We start from the raw sequence: 16,986 nt of genomic DNA on the forward strand, positions 1-16,986 counted from the left end.
TCAACGTCATCCGACCCCGACCCCGACGCCGCGTCGCGTCGGGGTCGGATAGTTGTACCGTGGTCTATTCCGGGTGAAACCACTACACGAACGTCCATTTGGCGCTCAAATGGACGCGTGCGTGTGAACGAGGTGGTGAGCGGACCCGTCCGTTCGTTGTGGGCGAGGGCCGGTGCCGCGGTGTACGACCCGATGTTGGTGAAGGCGGAGCGACGCGGAATGGCGGAGCGCCGGCGCCGACTGCTGGCGTCGGCCGAGGGCGCGGTTCTCGAGATCGGTGCCGGTACCGGGCTCAACGTGCCGTACTACCCGACGACCGTGTCGTCGCTGGTGTTGACGGAGCCCATCGCCCCGATGGCGGCGCGACTGCGCAATCGGGTGCGGACGTTGCGGCCCGACGCCGAGGTGGTCGAGGCGCCGGGGCACCGGTTGCCCGCCGCGACCGGCACCGTCGACACCGTCGTGAGCACGCTCGTGCTGTGCACCGTGCCGGACCCCGATGCGGTCCTAGGCGAGATCGCTCGGGTACTGCGTCCGAACGGTCGTTTCCTGTTCTGCGAGCACGTACGCTCGGAGGATCCGGCTCTGGCGCGGCGGCAGGATCGCCTCGCCGGGCCGTGGTCGGTGTTCGGGCAGGGGTGCCGGTGTGATCGCCGTACTCTGTCATCGATCTCGGGGGCGTTCGGGGACGTCGAGGTCGATCATGGAGCGTGGCAGGGGATGCCGGCGTTGGTTCGTCCACTGGTGATCGGACGGGCGATGCACGGCACGGTGTCCGGTCGCGGCACGTCGCCGCGACCGGTGATCTGACAAAGGTCGGTAGGCCATGGAAGCAGGGGGATGAAGTGAGTCGTACCGGAAAGGTACCGGTCTCGGCCGAGGGCGGGAAGGAACGGCCGGACAAGCGTGACGAGATCCTGACGGCGTCGTCGGAACTGTTCGCGGCCAAGGGATATACGGGTACGTCGATGCGGGACATCGCGGGCGCCACCGGGATGCTGGCCGGCAGCCTGTATTACCACTTCGATTCGAAGGAAGCGTTGGCCGCGACGATGGTCCGGGGCCTGCGCGACGACATCGTCGTCGCGGTGCAGCGTCCCGCGGTGGCGTCGGACTCCCCGATCGAGGCGATCCGGCGATTCGCGCTGGACATCGCCGACGCGTCCGCCCGCCATCCCGGCGCACTGCAGGTGTGCCTGGGTGTACCCGGGACGCGGGACGAGGAGCTTCAGGGCCTCCTCGCGGCCGAGCCGCGGTGGTCGGAGAAGAAGTGGCAGACGCTGATTCGCAATGCCGAGCAGGCGGGCGTACTGCGCTCCGAGGTCGATTCCCGGATCCTGCGCGAGGTACTACGGGTCGCGCTCACGCACAGCGCGACGCTCGCGCCCACCGGATTCTCGGCGCGCAAGGTCGCGGGTTGCACGATCGACATGTTGTTCGGCGGACTCGCAACCAAGCCTGCCGACGACGATCTGTCCGACTCGGCGTCCGCCCGGGTGGCGCGCAAGGTGATCGCGTCGTGGGACCGCGAGGACTCGATGATCTTGTCCGACAAGCAGGATCGCATCCTCGATGCTGCCCGGTTCGTGTTCGCCGAACGCGGGTTCGATGCGACGACGACCCGGGACATCGCCACCGCGGTGGGGCTGACCCAGGGCAGCCTGTACCACCACTTCGAGTCGCGGGAAGCAATCCTCGTCGCGATCCTGCAGCACTTCTCCTCCCGCATGCGCGCCGCGCACGAGGAGATCGGGGCGGTGGGCGGGACACCGCTCGAGACCATTGACGCGCTGATCCGGATGCGCAGTGCGGCCGGTAAGCGGTTCGACGCCGAGATCGCGATTCTCAAGTCGTGGGTGATGCTCACCGGCAAGGAGCACTTCGACTTCCTGAAGAAGGACGGCCGCAAGTTGCTGCGAGTGTGGGATCGCGCCTTCGCGGCGGGCGTGCGTGACGGCAGCGTCACGATGCCGGGATCGACTCGGTTGGTGTTCCAGTGCATGGGCGAGATCCTGTGGTCCACACACGGACTGCCGCGTGTCTCCACCGAGCGCATGACCCGGTACAACCTCGAGACGGTCCTGTGGGGGGCCTCACCCAAGTAGCACGAGGTCGGCGCGACGACGGGAGGAAGTCGTGATCGGGAGGTGGTGTGCCGCAGCGGCGGCGGTGATCGGTGTAATGGTGGCCGGTGAACCGGCCGCGGCGGCGCCACCGGACTTCTACCTCCCGCCGCCGGGGTTACCCGCGGGCCCGGCCGGGGACGTGATCCGGGCCGAGCCGATGCCGCTGGTGTGGCAGGTGGGGGTACCCAACATGGTCACCGGCGCCTACTTCGATCCGGCACTGCCGTGGACCGGACCCGGTCCGCGTCCGCTGGTGAGTATGGCGGCCGGCACCCAGGGCCAGGGCGATCAGTGTGCGGCGTCCCGGACGCTCGGCGACGTGATCCGGTACGTCTCGCCGAGCGAGACGGTGACGTCGTACGAGATGGTGTTCGTCAACGCCTTGCTGTCACAGGGGATCGCGGTGGTGATCACCGACTACGAGGGGCTCGGAACCCCGGGGACACACTCGTACGTCAACCGGGCGTCGGAGGCACACGCCGTGCTCGACGCGGCCCGCGCCGCGATGCGCCTGCCCGGCACCGCGCTCAGGCCGCACGCTCCCGTCGGGTTCTGGGGCTACTCGCATCAGACCTATCCGGAGGCCCGGGAGCTGATCGATTCCGAACTCAACGACCGCGGCCGGCAGATGCTCGCCGACGTGCAGAACCAGTGCGTCAACGAGACGAAGGCGACGTACGGGTTCCAGCGCACGGAGGCGTTCACCCGCACCGGTGAGCCGCTGAATCCGTTACCGCCGATCAACCCGGGCACGGGACTCAACCACGCGCTCCCGTACGTGTTCGGGGTGCCGGAGTCGGTCACCTGGATGACCGACCGCTTCGCGGGTCGGCCGGCGCCGACCACCTGCCGGGTTCCGTGAGCGGCTAGCGCGGGTCGGTCACCGACGGCGGCTCGGCCGCCACCGGCGGCATCTCGGGCCGTCGGGTGAGCGCGACGACGGCCGCCCCCACCGCGGCCACGACCGCACCGAGTCCGATCAGCACCCGTCGGCGGCCGGCCGAGGACGTCGGGGTGGAATCACTCTTGGTCGCACGCGTCATGCCTCCACTCTTACACAGCTCGCACACGTCGCCCGGAGCGCAATGGCACGATAGGGGGGTGACTTCACAGACTGCTACCGCAACGCTGCACACCAACCGCGGCGACATCAAGATCGCCCTGTTCGGTAACCACGCGCCGAAGACCGTCGAGAACTTCGTCGGCCTGGCCGACGGTTCCAAGGAGTACTCCACGCAGAACGCCAAGGGCGAGGCCGCCGGCCCGTTCTACGACGGCGCCGTCTTCCACCGCGTCATCGACGGCTTCATGATCCAGGGCGGCGACCCGACCGGCACCGGTCGCGGCGGCCCGGGCTACAAGTTCGGCGACGAGTTCCACCCGGAGCTGCAGTTCGACCGCGGCTACCTGCTGGCCATGGCCAACGCCGGCCCGGGCACCAACGGCTCGCAGTTCTTCATCACGGTCGGCCCCACCCCGCACCTGAACCGCCGCCACACCATCTTCGGTGAGGTGCTGGACGAGGAGTCGAAGAAGGTCGTCGACGCCATCGCCACCACCGCGACGGACCGCGGCGACCGCCCGGTCGACGACGTCGTGATCAACAACATCACCATCGCGTAAGGATCCACGAATGACGAACCCCGGCTGGGGTGGCACGGCGAGCGAGGGCACCCCGCCACCTCAGCCGAGGTGCGTGCACCACCCCGATCGTCCCACAGCCCTCTCCTGCACCCGCTGCGGTCGTCCGGCGTGCCCGGACTGCCTGTGTGCCGCCTCCGTCGGCCACCAGTGCGTCGACTGTGTCGCCGCTGGTCAGCGTGATGTGCCGCAGGCACGTACCGTCGCCGGTGCACCGGTACGCACGCAACTGCCGACGCCGCTGCTGACGTACGTCCTGATCGCGGTCAACGTGCTGATCTTCGCGGTCACCGCCGTGCAGTCCCGCAGCGTGATGGACAACCACATCGCGTCGCCGCTGTTCCTCGACTGGGTGCTGTGGGGTCCGGCCGTCGCCGCCGGCGAGTTCAGCCGGATCGTCACCAGCGGATTCCTGCACATCGGCCTGATGCATCTGGCCGTCAACATGTTCGCGCTGTACGTGATCGGCCGGGACACCGAGATGGTGCTCGGGCGGGCGCGCTACCTCGCGGTCTATGTGATCGCGCTGCTCGGCGGATCGGCGTCCGTACTGATGCTCGACCCGCTGATCCCCACCGCGGGCGCGTCGGGCGCGATCTTCGGTCTGCTCGGTGCGCAGGCGGTGATCCTGCTCCGGCTCAAGCGCAGTCCGATGCCGGTGCTGGCGGTCATCGCGATCAACGTGATCATCAGCGTCACGATCCCCGGGATCTCCCTGTGGGGGCACATGGGCGGCCTGGTCGCCGGTGCCGCCGCGACCGCTGCCCTCCTGTACGTCCCGGGTGCCGTCGGCGCCAGGGACCGCAAGAGCGCCGGCACCGCCGGTTGGTTCGCCCTCGGTGGCGTCGGCCTGCTGACGCTGGTCGTCACCGCTGCCGCCGTCGCCGCCATCTGACCGTAGCGCCGGTCAGTCGCTGCCCGCGGCCCGATCCTCCGGCGGCACCAGTCGGTGCACGGACAGGGCGTCGAACACCACCACCGGGTCGACGCCCAGGTCCCAGCGTCCGAAGATCAGCAGACGTTCGGTGCCGTCGGGATCGACGGCGTCGATCTCGAGCATCGGCACCCGCCGGCCGAGCCGCGGGTAGCGGACGATGCGGATCCGGGCGATGTCGTCGGGCCGGTACGTGCGTCGGCCCGTCAACCGCGTCACCGCGACGGCGGAGCCGCCCGCGCCACCGGCGTCGCGCACGATCGCGAGTTTGGGGCGCTGTCTTGCGCCGAGACCGGCGAGCACGAACATCCCGACCGCGGCCAGCACGGCCAGGAACTGTCCCGGCGCGTCGAGTCCCAGCAGCAGCGCCGCGAGGAGCATAGCGATGCCGCCGGCGGCGAGAGCCACCACCGCGCCGAGTGGGGTAGACCACTCGAGCGGCGGTTCATGATCGACTTCATCCTCAGGCATGTGGACAAGTACCCCCGTTATCCACAGGGGTTATCCACACTGGGGATGAATAACACGCGTGTAATTGACTGCCTGGGGATAACTCGGTCGCTGAAACAGACCGGCAGGTCAACGCCATCTCATCGTCATGATCAGGCCCACGACCATGAAGCCGAAGCCGATGAGGAAGTTGTAGGCCCCCAAGTTGTTCATCCATGTGAGGTTTTCGCCCGCGAGGTAGTACACAATCAGCCAGGCCAGTCCGACCAGCATGAATCCGAGCATCACCGACACGTACAGCGCGCTCGACGGCCCGGCCTTCACCTTCACCGGGGTGCGGTTCGCGGGATTGATCGTGTAGTCGGTCTTCTTCCGGACCTTCGACTTCGGCATGACTTCCTTATTCGTGTGGATGGGCCCAGCGGGCTCGGGGCGGATCGGTCGCGCGGCGAGCGCGGTGCCCGGATCGGTCCGGGCCGACAAGGTACATTCGGCAGTACCTGTTGTGTAATACACGCTAACTCAAACAAGCACAGCCAGGACCGGTCGCGCACCGAATCGTCCGTGGTGGGAGTGGTGGTCGAGGGTGCCGGACGTGGAGGAGGAGCCGCAGGGCAACCGCCCGCGGTTCGGCTTCTGGCCGATTGCCGTCCTCGTGGTCTGCCTGGTCGCGGGGCTACTGCTGGCGACCACGCGGCAAGTCTCGCACGGCAACGAAATCCGCGCCGCCGATTCGACCCGTTTGTCCGACCTCGTGCGCCGTGCCCAGACCGAGGCGGACGCCGCCGCCCGCACCCGTGACGAGCTGGCCGCGCAGGTACAGGACCTGCAGGAGAATGCGGCCGGCACCGACACCCGAGTCGCCGAGGCGCTGGACCAGAGCCGCGCGCTTGCCTCCGCGGCCGGGCTGACCGCCCTCACCGGGCCCGGTGTCGTCGTCACCCTCACCGACGCCCCCCGCGACGCCGACGGCAAATACCCGGCCGGGGCGTCGCCCGACGACCTCGTGGTCCACCAACAGGATGTGCAGAGCGTGCTCAACGCGCTGTGGACAGGTGGCGCCGAGGCGATCGCGATGCAGGACCAGCGGATCGTGAACACATCGGCGCCGCGGTGCATCGGGAACACGCTGCTGCTGCACGGGCGCACGTACAGCCCGCCGTACGTGGTGACCGCGATCGGCGACCCGGCCCGGCTCGCCGCGACCCTCGCGAACGAGCCCGGCATCAAGACGTTCAAGCAGTACGCCGTCCGCTACGGCCTGGGATACACCCAGCAGGAATCCGGCCACCTGACGGTTCCCGCATACACCGGGCAGCTGCACACCGAGTACGCGCAGCCTGTCGCGTAGCAACCGCCCGATCCCGCGCATTACTCTTCTTCCCATGCGCATTCTGGTCGTCGACAACTACGACAGCTTCGTGTTCAACCTGGTCCAGTACCTGGGTCAGCTCGGGACGCAGGCCGAAGTGTGGCGCAACGACGACCCCCGGCTGACCGGGGACGACGCGATCGCGGCCGCCGCCGCCGACTTCGACGGCATCCTGCTCAGCCCCGGCCCCGGCACCCCGCAGCGGGCCGGCGCGACGATGCCGCTGGTAGGAGCCTGCGCCTCCGCGCAGACACCGCTGCTGGGCGTGTGCCTCGGGCACCAGGCGATCGGCGCGGCATTCGGCGCCACGGTCGACCGAGCGCCCGAACTGCTGCACGGCAAGACCAGCATCGTCCACCACAACGGCGGCGGTGTCCTCGCCGGCCTGCCCGACCCGTTCACCGCCACCCGCTACCACTCGCTGACCGTGGTCGAGGACACCATCCCCGCCGAACTGGAGGTCACCGCGCACACCGACAGCGGCATCGTGATGGCGATGCGGCACCGCGAGCTGCCCATCCACGGCGTCCAGTTCCATCCGGAGTCGGTGCTGACGCAGGGCGGGCACCGGATGCTCGCGAACTGGCTCGGCGTGTGCGGTCAGGCGCCGGCCGAGACGCTGGTCGCGACGCTCGAGGACGAGGTCGCCCGGTCGCTGGGGGACGCGCTCACGCGCTGACCGCCCAGCGACCGTTCCGGTCGACTAGCGGGGAATCCCGAACTCGCCGACGCCCACCGACAGCGGCGCGTCCTTGGCGACGTCGCTGCCCGGGGGCTGCGACTGGGTGAGGATCTTGCCCACCAGATCGGTGTCGAGCGTCTGCTGCTTGGTCTGCGACAGCTGATTCGACGACCCGGTCCAGCCGGCCTTGCGCAGCGCTTCCAGCGCCTGCGAGATCGTCATCTCGGTCAGGCTCGGCATCGTGAACAGCTTGCCGTTGGAGACGCGGACGGTGATCGTGTCGCCCTTCGCGGCGCTCGATCCGCCGGACGGGGACGAGGAGATCACCTGGCCCTCGGGCTTGCCCGAGTCCACCTTCTCGACCTCGACCTTGAAGCCCGCGCCCTCGATGTTGGGCTGCGCCACGTCGATCGTCTGCCCCACGACGTTCGGCACCCGCACCTGCTCGGGGCCCGAGCCGAGGACGACCACGACGGTGGAGTCCAGGTTGGTCTTCGCTCCGGCCGACGGCTCCTGGCCGACGACCATGTCCAGCTGACTCGGGTCGGACGGCGCGCGCGCGATCGTGTCGTCGAGGCGCAGACCGGCCGCGTTGAGCGCCTGAATCGCCTCGTCCTGCGTCAGACCGGCCAGTTTGGGCACCTGTACCTGCTCGGGGCCCGACGACACCACCAGCGTGACGGTGCTGTTCTCGTCCACCGAACTGCCCGACGTCGGATTGGTTCCGATGACATTGCCGTTCGCGACCACCGCGTCGGGCCGGGACTGGATGGTGGTGTCGAGGTTGACGGTGCGCAGCTTGGCCTCGGCCTCCTGCGCGCTCAGCCCCGCGACGGTCGGCACCGTGACCTTCGTCGGCGTCGACAACAGCGAGAAGGTGAACACGCCGATGATGCCGACGACGACGAGTGCCGCGAGCGCGACCAGCACGTTGCGGGTGGTGTTGCGCTTCTTCACGGGGGGCGCCGACGCCGGGATCGCGGCCGGAGCGGCGGTGGCCGTGGCCGTCCGCGCCGGCTCGGCCTGGTATCCCGCTCCGGTGCCCGCGCCGCCGTCCACGGCGCCGAACATCGTGGTCCGGTCCTCGTCGGTCAGCACCATCGGGGCGCTCGGACGCTGACCGCCCAGCACCCGCACCAGGTCGCTGCGCATCTCCGCGGCGCTCTGGTACCGGTTGGCGGGATTCTTGGCCATCGCCTTGAGGATCACCGAGTCCATCGCGCGCGGCACCGCGGGATTGACCAGCGACGGCAGCTTGGGATCCTCCCGCACGTGCTGGTACGCGACGGCGACCGGCGAATCACCCTTGAACGGGGGCTCACCGGTGAGGACCTCGAACAGCACACAGCCCAGCGAGTAGACGTCCGAGCGGGCGTCCACCTGATCGCCGCGGGCCTGCTCGGGCGACAGGTACTGCGCGGTACCGATCACGGCCGCGGTCTGCGTCATCGGGCTCGAGCTGTCCGCGATGGCGCGCGCGATGCCGAAGTCCATCACCTTCACCGCGCCTGCGCGGTTGATCATGATGTTCGCCGGCTTGATGTCGCGGTGCACGATGCCGTTGCGGTGACTGAAGTCCAGGGCCGCGCACACGTCGGCGATGATCTCCATCGCCCGACGCGGCTGCAGCGGACCCTCGGTGCGGATGAGGTCGCGCAGGGTGTCGCCGTCGACGTACTCCATGACGATGTACGGCAGCGGCCCGGCGTCCGTCTCGGCCTCGCCGGTGTCGTACACCGCGACGATCGCCGGATGGTTCAGCGCGGCCGCGTTCTGCGCTTCGCGGCGGAACCGCAGGTAGAACGTGGGGTCGCGGGCGAGGTCGGCGCGCAGCACCTTGATCGCGACATCCCGGCTCAGACGCAGGTCCCGTCCGAGATGCACCTCGGACATCCCGCCGAACCCGAGAATCTCGCCCAGCTCGTACCGGGAGGAGAGATTGCGCGGTGTCGTCATGGCTGTCCTTGTGTGGCCGTGGTGGTGGTGGCCGTCGTGGTGGTGGTTGTGGTCGGTGCCGTCGTGGTGGTCGTCGTCTGCGGCGGTGTGGTGGTCGTCGTAGTCGGCGGCGGTGTCGTCGTCGTGGTTGTGGTCGGCGGCGGCGTTGTCGTGGTGGTCGTCGTGACCGGCGGCGGTGTGGTGGTCGTCGTCCTCGTGGTGGTCGGCGGCGTGGTCCGCGTCGTCGTCGCCGGCGCCTTCGACGTCGATGTCGATGTCACCACCGGCGGGGTCGACGGTTCCTTCGACCCGCCGTCGAAGAACAGCATGCCGAGCGCCGCGAGGGAGGCCAGCGTGAGCAGCGCGCCACCGGCCCACGCGATCGCCTTCTGACCGCTGGTCCAACCGCCGTCCCCGTCCTCCGGGTCCGGGATCTGGCCGGTGTCACCGGTGTAGTTGCGCTGCTGCGTCGGCATCATCGCGGTGGGAGCGGCGACCGGGACCGGGGCCACCACGCTGGTCGCGCCGGTCGGTACCCGACCGGGCGGCGGCGGGCGGCGACCGGCGCGGACGGCGGCCACGGCGTCGGCGAACTCGCCGCCGTTCGAGTACCGGCCCGCCGGATCCTTTGTCAGCGTGATGTCGATCAGCTCGCGGATCGGGGCCGGCAGTTCGGCCGGCATCGGCTCCGGCGGTTCCTGCACATGCTTCATCGCCACCGTCAGGGTGCCGCCGCCACCGAAGGGGCGTCGGCCCGACAGCGCCTCGTAGCCGACCACACCGAGCGAGTACACGTCGCTGGCGGCGGTCGCCTCCTGGCCCAGGGCCTGCTCGGGCGCGATGTACTGCGCGGTGCCCATCACCATGCCGGTGCGGGTGACCGGCGAGGCGTCGACGGCCTTCGCGATGCCGAAGTCGGTGATCTTCACCTGGCCGGTGGGGGTGATCAGGATGTTGCCGGGCTTGACGTCGCGGTGCACGACGCCCGCCGAATGCGCGACCTGCAGCGCGCGTCCGGTCTGCTCGAGCATGTCCAGGGCATGCGGAATCGACAGCCGACCGACGCGCGCGAGCACGGCGTTGAGCGGCTCACCCGCGACCAGTTCCATCACCAGGTACGCCAGGTTGGCGCCGGCCTCGTCACGGGTCTCGCCGTAGTCGTACACGCCGGCGATGCCCGGATGGTTGAGCTGCGCGGTGGTGCGGGCCTCGATGCGGAACCGCTCGAGGAACTCGGGGTCGGACGAGAACTCGGCCTTGAGTACCTTCACCGCGACCCGACGGTCGAGGCGGCTGTCGGTGGCCTCCCACACCTGACCCATGCCGCCGGTCGCTATCAGCCGTTGCAGGCGGTAGCGCCCGCCGATCACCGATCCGTTCGTCAACGACATGGCTCAACCCCTCTGCAATCCGGCCGCGATGACGGCCCGCCCGATCGGCGCCGCGACCGATCCGCCGGTCGCGGCGAGCGCGCGGTCGCCGCCGTCCTCGACGATGACCGCGATCGCGACGGTCGGGTTCTGTGCCGGCGCGAACCCGATGTACCAGGCGTGCGGCGGGGTGTTGCGCGGATCGTTGCCGTGCTCGGCGGTGCCCGTCTTGGAGGCGATCTGGACGCCCGGGATCTTCCCGCCGCCGGCCGTGTTGTTCTCGGAGCCGATCATCAGCTGCGTCAGCGTCGCCGCCACCTCGGGCGACACGGCCCGGCCCAGCGACTTCGGCGACGTGGTCGCCAGGTTCGACAGGTCCGGTCCCTGCAGCTGCGACACCAGGTGCGACTCCATCCGCATGCCCCCGTTGGCGATGGTGGCCGCGATCTCCGCGTTCTGCAACGGAGTGAGCGCGACGTCACGCTGCCCGATGCTGGACTGGCCGAGCGCGGCGTCGTCGGGGATGGGGCCGATGGTGCTGTCCGCCACCGGGATCGGGATGCCCGGAGTGCCCGGTCCGATACCGAACGCCGACGCCTGCTCGGCGAGCGCGTCGGATCCGGTCTTGATGCCGAGCTCGACGAACGCGGTGTTGCACGAGCGGGCGAACGCCTCCCGCAGCGACGCCGTCGGCCCGCCGCCGCACGTGGTGCCGTTGTAGTTCTCGAGCGTGGTCGACGTGCCGGGCAGCGTGATGTTCGGTGCGGCCGTCAGCTGCTCGTCCGGGTTGGCGCCGTTCTCGAGCGCGGCCGCCGTGACCACGACCTTGAACGTCGACCCCGGCGGGTACGTCGCCGACACCGCGCGGTTGAGCATCGGCTTGTCCGGATCGGAGCTGAGCTCGTCCCACGCCGCGGACGTCTCGGCGCCGTCGTGGCCGGAGAGCCGGTTGGGGTCGTAGCTGGGGGTGCTGGCCATCGCGAGGATGTTGCCGGTGCTCGGTTCGATCGCGACGACCGAACCGGTGTAGCCCTTCGCGGTCAGCTCGTCGTACGCGACCTGCTGCATCACCGGGTCGATCGTGCTCACGACGTTGCCGCCGCGCGGATCGCGGCCCGAGACGAGGTCGAAGAACCGCTTGCTGAACAGGCGGTTGTCGGAGCCGTTGAGGACCGGGTCCTCGGCCTTCTCGAGGCCCGCGCTGCCGTACTGCATCGAGTAGAAGCCGGTGACCGGGGCGTTCGCGAGCGGGCTCGACGGCGCCGCCGGGTTCGGCGGATAGGTGCGCAGGTACTTGTAGCGGTCGTCGGTGGGCACCGACGACGCCAGCACCTGCCCGCCGGCGGAGATCTGACCACGCTGGCGCGAGTACTCGTCGAGCAGCACGCGCGAGTTCCGCGGGTCGTTGCGCAGATCGTCGGCCTTGATGACCTGCACGTAGGTGGCGTTGGCGAGCAGCGCGACGACCATCACCATGACGGCCAGCGCGACGCGGCGCAGGGGAGTGTTCATTGGCGACCCAGCATTTCCGTCGGGGCGTCCGCAATGGGTGCGGGCCCCTTCTTCTTGGGGGCTGCGGGGGTGCGGGCCGCGTCGGAGATCTTCATCAGCAGTGCCAGCAGCAGGTAGTTCGCGAGCAGGGACGACCCACCGTACGACATGAACGGTGTGGTGAGACCGGTGAGGGGGATCAGCTTGGTGACGCCGCCGACCACCACGAACAGCTGGATCGCGATCGTGAACGACAGGCCGGCCGCGAGCAGCTTGCCGAAGCTGTCGCGCACCGCGAGCGCGGTCCGCAGCCCGCGGATCACGAGGATCAGGAACAGCATGAGGATCGCGGCCAGGCCGATCAGGCCCAACTCCTCACCGATCGCGGCGATGATGAAGTCGGTCTTGGCGAACGGCACCTGTGACGGGCGTCCGCTGCCCAGACCGGTGCCGGCGACGCCGCCGGTCGCGAGCCCGAACAGCGACTGCGAGATCTGGTAGCCGGTGTTCTGGTAGTCGCCGAGCGGGTCGATCCACGTGTCCACGCGCACCCGGACGTGCCCGAACATCTGGTACGCGAAGAAGAACCCGATGATCAGCAGGACCCCGCCGATCAGCAGCCAGCCGACGCGTTCGGTCGCGATGTAGAGCATCACCAGCACGGTGCCGAAGATCAGCAGCGACGTACCGAGGTCCTTCTCGAACACCATGATGCCGACCGAGACGACCCATGCCACCAGGATCGGGCCGAGGTCGCGGGCGCGGGGCAGGTCCATGCCGAAGAAGTGACGGCCCGCGGTGGTGAACAGATCGCGCTTGGCGACCAGCACCGCCGCGAAGAAGATGATCAGCAGGATCTTCGCGAACTCGCCCGGCTGGATGCTGAAGCCCGGCAGCCGGATCCAGATCTTGGCGCCGTTGACCTCGGAGAAACGCGCCGGCAGCAGCGCCGGGATCGCGAGCAGTACCAGGCCCGCGAGTCCCACCGTGTAGCTGTAGCGGGCGAGGAGTCGGTAGTCCCGCAGCAGGATCAGCACGGCGATGAAACCGCCGAGCGCGAGTGCCGTCCACATCACCTGCTGGTTGGCGTCGGGCGACGGGATCGGCAGCCCTTGGTACACCGCGTTCTCGGCGTCCGCGAGGTCGAGTCGATGGATCAGCACCAGGCCGAGCCCGTTGAGCAGGGCGACGATCGGCAGCAGCAGCGGATCGGCGTACGGCGCGTACCGGCGCACCGCGAGGTGCGCGACGAGGAACATCGCCGCGTAGGCCAGCCCGTACTTGGCCAGGTCCCACGTCAGGGTCTGCTCCTGGCTGGCCTCCACCAACACCAACGACACCGTCGTGACGACGATGGCGCAGCAGATCAGCAGTAGTTCGGTGTTCCGCCGGGTCGACTGGATCGGCGGGGGAGCGAACCCGCCGGGCGGGCTGGGGAACGGAGCGTCGGACGTGGACATCAGCTACCGGTCCTGCAGTTCTGGCCGGGGACCTGTTCGATCGGCGCCGGTGCCGGCTCGGCCGGGGGAGCGGCCGTCGGCGGCGGCGCGCCCTCCGGGGTCGGCGCCGGGGGTGCCGGTTCGCCGGTGGGGGCCGGGGCGGGCGCAGGGGCGGGAGTCGGGGTGGGTGCGGGTGCGGGCTCGGGCGTGCACACCGGCAGCAGATCGCTGGCGGCGAGCCGGCGCATCTGCTCGGTGGCGTCGTCCTTGGTGCCCGACGGCAGACCGGCCCGGACCTGTTCACGCGCGGACGGCTGCAGGTCCTCGACCTTCATCACCCGGCATTCGGTGGGGAGCTGGTCGGGGTCGACGAGCGTGAGGGTGCCGTCGTCCGTGACACAGCCGACGAGCGCGCTCTTCTGCAGTTGGTAGCCGAGGACCGAACCGGGAATCCCGCGCAGCACCGTGACCCGGTCGTCGGAGGCGCCCACGTAGTAGTAGCTGCGGATCATCGTCCGGCCCACGATCAGACCGACCACGACGACCACGATCAACCCGAGGCCGACCAGGGTCCAGCGCAGCTTGTGCGACTTCTTCGGCGGGGCCTCCGGTGCCGGTGCGACGCGCTTGGGGGTGGCGCGCGGCGGGCGCATTGCGGCGGCCCGGCCGGCGGCGGTGTTCGGCGGCGGGGTGTCCTCGTCGTCGTCATCGGAGGCCGCGCCCCCGACGATGGGGTGACTCTGGCCGTAGTCCAGGTCGATGACGTCGGCGACGATGACCGTCACGTTGTCGGGACCGCCGCTCCGCAACGCCAACTCGATGAGGCGATCGGCGCATTCGTCGTTGGTGCCCTCGCGCATCGTGTTCGCGATGGTCTCGTCGCTGACGACGTCGGACAGGCCGTCCGAGCACAGCAGGTACCGGTCGCCGGCGCGGGCCTCGCGCATCGTCAGCGTCGGCTCGATCTCGTTGCCGGTGAGCGCGCGCATGATCAGCGACCGCTGCGGGTGGGTGTGCGCCTGCTCGGCGGTGATGCGGCCCTCGTCGACGAGGGACTGGACGAACGTGTCGTCGCGGGTGATCTGGGTGAGCTGGTCGTCGCGCAGCAGGTAGGCGCGCGAATCGCCGATGTGCACCAGGCCCAGCCTGCTGCCCGCGAACAGGATCGCAGTGAGCGTGGTGCCCATGCCCTCGAGCTCGGGATCCTCCTCGACCTGGTCGGCGATCGTCGCGTTGCCCTCGTGGGTGGCCGCGTCGAGCTTGCCGAGCAGATCCTCGCCGGGCTCGTCGTCGTCGAGGTGGGCCAGCGCGGCGATCATCAGCTGCGACGCGACCTCACCGGCCGCGTGCCCGCCCATGCCGTCGGCGAGCGCGAGCAGCCGGGCACCGGCGTACACGGAGTCTTCGTTGTTGGCGCGGACGAGACCGCGGTCGCTGCGGGCCGCGTAGCGGAGAACCAGGGTCACGGGCGGAGCTCGATCACGGTCTTGCCGACGCGCACCGGCGTACCCAGCGGGACGCGCACCGCGGTGGTGACCTTCGCCCGATCCAAGTAGGTGCCGTTGGTGGAGCCCAGATCCTCGACGTACCAGTCGGCGCCGCGCGGCGACAGGCGCGCGTGGCGGGTGGACGCGTAGTCGTCGGTGAGGACGAGCGTCGAGTCGTCGGCACGGCCGATGAGGACCGGCTGCGTGCCGAGCGTGATGCGGGTGCCCGCGAGGGCACCCTGGGTCACCACGAGATTCTTCGCGACCTTCTGTCGGCCGAGCGACGGCAGCACCGACGCGGTGCGCGTGTACCGGGGCGCTACCCGGCCACCGCCGGCGCCGGCGTAGATGTCACTGCGCAGCGTCTTGATGACGGCCCAGACGAAGAGCCAGAGCAGCAGCAGGAAGCCAGCTCGCGTCAGTTGGAGAATCAGTCCCTGCACTGCTCGACACCTCCTTCGGGGGCACGGCCGCGCGGATGCGCAGCCGGGGCATTTTCAGCTGGCTGCATCATATGTGGAAGCCGCCGGTGGTGATCATGATCTTGCGCCGGGCCCGGTGTCCCGAGCCGCGGCGCGCGCTGTTGGTACGAGGTGTCCTAGGTGGTCAGAGGATACGCACCAGGATTTCGGAGTGTCCGGCGCGAATCACGTCACCGTCGGCGAGCTGCCAGTCCTGGATGGGCGCGCCGTTGACGGTGGTGCCGTTGGTGGAGCCCAGATCCGCCAGCATCGCGACCTGGCCGTCCCAGCGGACGTCGAGATGGCGCCGGGACACGCCGGTGTCGGGAAGGCGGAACTGCGCGTCCTGCCCGCGTCCGACGATGTTGCTGCCCTCGCGGAGCTGGTAGAAGCGCCCGCTGCCGTCCTCGAGCTGCAGGGTCGCGGTGAGCGTGCGCCCGGCCTCGGGGGCGTAGCCGGCCTGGTAGCCCTGGTCGTACCCCTGCTGGCCGTAGGCCTGGTTGTAGCCGGCCTGCTCGTAGCCGCCCTGGTAGCCCTGGTCGTACCCCTGCTGGCTGTACCCCTGCTGGTCGTAGCCGCCCTGATAGTCCTGCTCGTATCCCTGGTTCTGGTAGCCCTGGTCGTAGCCGGGCTGGTTGTAGTCCTGGTGGTAGCCGGGGTACTGGCCCGGGTACGGCTGCTGCGCGTCGTACTGCTGCTGGTAGTCCTGCTGGTAGCCGCCCTGGTCGTAGCCGCCCTGCTGCGGATAGCCCGCGTCCTGCGGATAGCCGGCGTCCTGCGGGTAGCCGCCCTGCGGTGCGGCCCCGTACGCCTGCTGGCCGTAGCCCTGCTGGTAGTCCTGCTGGTACTCGGCGGCCGGTGCCGTCTGCTGATCCTGTCCGGGGTGCGCGCTGCCGTTGTGCGGGTACTCGCGGTCCTGGCCGCGGTCGTCCCTGGGCTCGCGGCCGGGCTCGTAACCGGAGTTCTGCGTCATGGGGCCTGCTCCTGGGGTCGGTGATACGGGTACGGGGGCGCGTCCTGCCCGAGGGTCGGGCCCGGATCCGGCGGCCTTGCCGCGGCGTGCATCCGGATCGACCGATCCCATCGTGCGGAACTGCCCGGTGTGCAGTGTCGGTGACGCCTCGAAACGGACGTCGATGTCACCGTAGGTCTGCCACCCCTGTTCGCGGATGTATCCCTCGAGGTGTCGCGCAAAAGATTTCACAGTCAGCTCGTGATCCGACGCCAGCTTCTCGTGATCGGACTCGTTGATGGTGATCACGTAACTGTTCGGGGCCAGGTAGTGGCCGCCGTCGAGCTGCTGGACGCGGTCGGTGGCCTCGCGCTGCAGCGCGGCTTCCACTTCCTGAGGTACGACGCCACCGCCGAAGACGCGCGCGAAGGCGTCTCCGACGGCCCCCTGAAGCTTGCGCTCGAAACGTTGAACGATCCCCACGGCATAACCTTGCTGTTGTTGGTCGCGGTCTGTCTGCGTGTCGCGGCGGCAATACTGCCTGCCACCGCCCCTGCATGATATCCGGACACCCTGTCGGAGGCGGTCCGGTAGCCGACCCGGAACCTCGCTTTTCGCCCCCTACCTGCACGAATCGTCATTTTTG

At 69.5% G+C, this 16,986-nt stretch carries 17 protein-coding genes; 7 read left to right on the top strand and 10 right to left on the bottom strand.

Translation table 11 applies throughout. The annotated features are described in order from the left end of the window. Window positions 1-117 precede the first annotated feature (117 nt). From J2X34_RS12345 to J2X34_RS12355, 3 genes are all read left to right on the top strand, one after another. Window positions 118-810 (top strand): class I SAM-dependent methyltransferase, encoded by a 693-nt coding sequence (locus tag J2X34_RS12345; protein WP_220181895.1) that lies wholly within the window; start codon window positions 118-120, stop codon window positions 808-810. Between the two features lie 35 nt (window positions 811-845). Next, window positions 846-2,105, top strand: coding sequence for a TetR/AcrR family transcriptional regulator (locus J2X34_RS12350; RefSeq protein ID WP_174907184.1), 1,260 nt, complete (start codon window positions 846-848; stop codon window positions 2,103-2,105). Window positions 2,106-2,181: 76 nt separating this feature from the next. Continuing rightward, the gene (locus J2X34_RS12355) at window positions 2,182-2,988 is read left to right on the top strand and encodes a lipase family protein (RefSeq protein WP_429517593.1); all 807 of its coding nucleotides are present in this window, start codon (window positions 2,182-2,184) and stop codon (window positions 2,986-2,988) included. Between the two features lie 4 nt (window positions 2,989-2,992). Here the strand turns inward: J2X34_RS12355 and J2X34_RS12360 are convergent, their stop codons facing one another. Beyond that, a complete protein-coding gene (locus J2X34_RS12360; protein ID WP_174907187.1) occupies window positions 2,993-3,169 on the bottom strand; it encodes a hypothetical protein in 177 nt (58 codons plus the stop codon). Between the two features lie 58 nt (window positions 3,170-3,227). Here J2X34_RS12360 and J2X34_RS12365 point away from each other — a divergent pair, with 58 nt between their 5' ends. Both J2X34_RS12365 and J2X34_RS12370 read left to right on the top strand, forming a co-directional pair. Then, window positions 3,228-3,749, top strand: coding sequence for a peptidylprolyl isomerase (locus J2X34_RS12365; protein ID WP_429517480.1), 522 nt, complete (start codon window positions 3,228-3,230; stop codon window positions 3,747-3,749). 10 nt (window positions 3,750-3,759) lie between these two features. Continuing rightward, window positions 3,760-4,662 (top strand): rhomboid family intramembrane serine protease, encoded by a 903-nt coding sequence (locus J2X34_RS12370; RefSeq protein ID WP_429517482.1) that lies wholly within the window; start codon window positions 3,760-3,762, stop codon window positions 4,660-4,662. A 12-nt stretch (window positions 4,663-4,674) separates the two neighbouring features. Here the strand turns inward: J2X34_RS12370 and J2X34_RS12375 are convergent, their stop codons facing one another. Next, window positions 4,675-5,172: a PH domain-containing protein gene (locus J2X34_RS12375; protein WP_429517484.1), complete on the bottom strand. Its 498-nt coding sequence runs from the start codon at window positions 5,170-5,172 to the stop codon at window positions 4,675-4,677. A gap of 108 nt (window positions 5,173-5,280) precedes the next feature. Further along, window positions 5,281-5,544, bottom strand: a complete 264-nt coding sequence (gene crgA / locus J2X34_RS12380) for a cell division protein CrgA (protein WP_114720478.1) — start codon at window positions 5,542-5,544, stop codon at window positions 5,281-5,283. Between the two features lie 193 nt (window positions 5,545-5,737). Between crgA and J2X34_RS12385 the strand changes: the two genes are divergently transcribed. Further along, on the top strand, window positions 5,738-6,502 hold the full coding sequence (locus J2X34_RS12385) for a DUF881 domain-containing protein (RefSeq protein WP_114720315.1): 765 nt from the start codon (window positions 5,738-5,740) through the stop codon (window positions 6,500-6,502). Window positions 6,503-6,536: 34 nt separating this feature from the next. Beyond that, entirely contained in the window at window positions 6,537-7,202 is a 666-nt protein-coding gene (locus J2X34_RS12390) for an aminodeoxychorismate/anthranilate synthase component II (RefSeq protein ID WP_114720317.1), read from the top strand. A gap of 24 nt (window positions 7,203-7,226) precedes the next feature. On the opposite strand, the gene pknB is transcribed toward J2X34_RS12390, so the two are convergent. The 7 genes from pknB to J2X34_RS12425 all read right to left on the bottom strand — a co-directional run bounded on the left by pknB (window position 7,227) and on the right by J2X34_RS12425 (window position 16,823). Beyond that, the gene (pknB, locus tag J2X34_RS12395; RefSeq protein ID WP_429517487.1) at window positions 7,227-9,161 is read right to left on the bottom strand and encodes a Stk1 family PASTA domain-containing Ser/Thr kinase; all 1,935 of its coding nucleotides are present in this window, start codon (window positions 9,159-9,161) and stop codon (window positions 7,227-7,229) included. Then, window positions 9,158-10,531: a serine/threonine-protein kinase gene (locus J2X34_RS12400; protein WP_174907195.1), complete on the bottom strand. Its 1,374-nt coding sequence runs from the start codon at window positions 10,529-10,531 to the stop codon at window positions 9,158-9,160. Before J2X34_RS12400 ends, pknB begins: the two co-directional genes overlap by 4 nt. A gap of 3 nt (window positions 10,532-10,534) precedes the next feature. Further along, the gene (locus tag J2X34_RS12405) at window positions 10,535-12,022 is read right to left on the bottom strand and encodes a peptidoglycan D,D-transpeptidase FtsI family protein (RefSeq protein WP_174907197.1); all 1,488 of its coding nucleotides are present in this window, start codon (window positions 12,020-12,022) and stop codon (window positions 10,535-10,537) included. Next, window positions 12,019-13,461, bottom strand: coding sequence for an FtsW/RodA/SpoVE family cell cycle protein (locus tag J2X34_RS12410; protein ID WP_114720325.1), 1,443 nt, complete (start codon window positions 13,459-13,461; stop codon window positions 12,019-12,021). Before J2X34_RS12410 ends, J2X34_RS12405 begins: the two co-directional genes overlap by 4 nt. Continuing rightward, on the bottom strand, window positions 13,461-14,906 hold the full coding sequence (locus J2X34_RS12415; protein ID WP_114720327.1) for a PP2C family protein-serine/threonine phosphatase: 1,446 nt from the start codon (window positions 14,904-14,906) through the stop codon (window positions 13,461-13,463). Before J2X34_RS12415 ends, J2X34_RS12410 begins: the two co-directional genes overlap by 1 nt. After that, the gene (locus J2X34_RS12420; protein ID WP_114720329.1) at window positions 14,903-15,370 is read right to left on the bottom strand and encodes an FHA domain-containing protein FhaB/FipA; all 468 of its coding nucleotides are present in this window, start codon (window positions 15,368-15,370) and stop codon (window positions 14,903-14,905) included. The genes J2X34_RS12415 and J2X34_RS12420 overlap by 4 nt, the downstream gene beginning before the upstream one ends. A 163-nt stretch (window positions 15,371-15,533) precedes the next feature. After that, window positions 15,534-16,823, bottom strand: a complete 1,290-nt coding sequence (locus J2X34_RS12425; protein ID WP_174907201.1) for an FhaA domain-containing protein — start codon at window positions 16,821-16,823, stop codon at window positions 15,534-15,536. Window positions 16,824-16,986 lie beyond the last annotated feature (163 nt).

The organism is Rhodococcus sp. BE178 (assembly GCF_050433545.1).
Classification (GTDB): Bacteria; Actinomycetota; Actinomycetes; order Mycobacteriales; family Mycobacteriaceae; genus Prescottella.